The sequence below is a fragment of the Streptomyces sp. NPDC048600 genome (assembly GCF_055587025.1).
In genome coordinates this window covers 1-1,478 of sequence record NZ_JBVJGZ010000074.1, presented here as the reverse complement: position 1 = coordinate 1,478, position 1,478 = coordinate 1, and the positions used below count along the sequence as shown (strand labels likewise).

The following is a 1,478-nucleotide window of genomic DNA, read 5'->3' as shown; positions in this document are numbered from 1 at the left end:
GGGGTGTGTTCCTCTTCGGGGGTGCCGGTGGGGTCGGTGGGGGTCTTGACGGATTCGAGGAGGAGCTGGGCGACGTCGACGACCTGGATCGTCTCCTTGGCCTTGCCCTCGTTCTTCTTGCCGTTGACGGAGTCGGTGAGCATGACGAGGCAGAAGGGGCAGGCGGTGGAGACGATGTCGGGGTTGAGGGAGAGGGCTTCGTCGACGCGTTCGTTGTTGATGCGCTTGCCGATGCGCTCTTCCATCCACATGCGGGCGCCGCCGGCGCCGCAGCAGAAGCCGCGTTCCTTGTGGCGGTGCATCTCCTCGTTGCGGATGCCGGGGACGCTGGCGATGATCTCGCGCGGCGGGGTGTAGATCTTGTTGTGGCGGCCCAGGTAGCAGGGGTCGTGGTAGGTGATGATGCCCTCGACCGGGGTGACCGGGACCAGCCTGCCCTCGTCGACGAGGTGCTGGAGCAGCTGGGTGTGGTGGACGACCTCGTAGTCGCCGCCGAGCTGCGGGTATTCGTTGCCGATGGTGTTGAGGCAGTGGGGGCAGGTCGCGACGATCTTCTTCGCGGACTTCGGCTTCTTCGACTCGTCGGTCACCTGGCCGTCGTCGTCCAGCTCTTCACCGAAGGCGGTGTTGAGAGCCATGACGTTCTCCATGCCGAGTTCCTGGAAGAGGGGCTCGTTGCCGAGGCGGCGGGCGGAGTCGCCGGTGCACTTCTCGTCGCCGCCCATGATCGCGAACTTGACGCCGGCGATGTGCAGGAGTTCGGCGAAGGCCTTGGTGGTCTTCTTCGCGCGGTCCTCCAGGGCGCCGGCGCAGCCGACCCAGTACAGGTACTCGACCTCGCTCAGGTCCTCGATGTCACGGCCGACGACGGGGACCTCGAAGTCGAGTTCCTTGAGCCATTCCAGGCGCTGCTTCTTCGCAAGTCCCCAGGGGTTGCCCTTCTTCTCCAGGTTCTTGAGCATCGTGCCCGCCTCGGACGGGAACGCGGACTCGATCATGACCTGGTAGCGGCGCATGTCGACGATGTGGTCGATGTGCTCGATGTCGACCGGGCACTGCTCCACACATGCGCCGCAGGTGGTGCAGGACCACAGGACGTCGGGGTCGATGACGCCGTTCTCCTCGGCCGTACCCACCAGCGGCCGCTCCGCCTCGGCGAGGGCCGCGGCGGGGACATCCTTCAGGGCCTCGGCAGACGCCTTCTCCTCGCCCTCCACGGTCTTGCCGCCGCCCGCGAGGAGATACGGGGCCTTCTTGTGCGAGTTGTCGCGCAGGGACATGATCAGCAGCTTCGGGGACAGCGGCTTGCCGGTGTTCCAGGCCGGGCACTGCGACTGGCAGCGCCCGCACTCGGTGCAGGTGGAGAAGTCCAGCAGACCCTTCCAGGAGAACTGCTCGACCTGCGAGACACCGAACACGTCGTCCTCACCCGGATCGGCGAAATCGATCGCCTTCCCGCCCGACGTCATCGGCAGCAG

General features: G+C 66.2%; 1 protein-coding gene. It reads right to left on the bottom strand.

Annotation, left to right across the window (positions count from 1 at the left end; all coding sequences use genetic code 11):
* The coding region (locus ACZ6SQ_RS38350; protein WP_469570689.1) for a (Fe-S)-binding protein at positions 1-1,478 on the bottom strand (1,478 nt) is incomplete at both ends.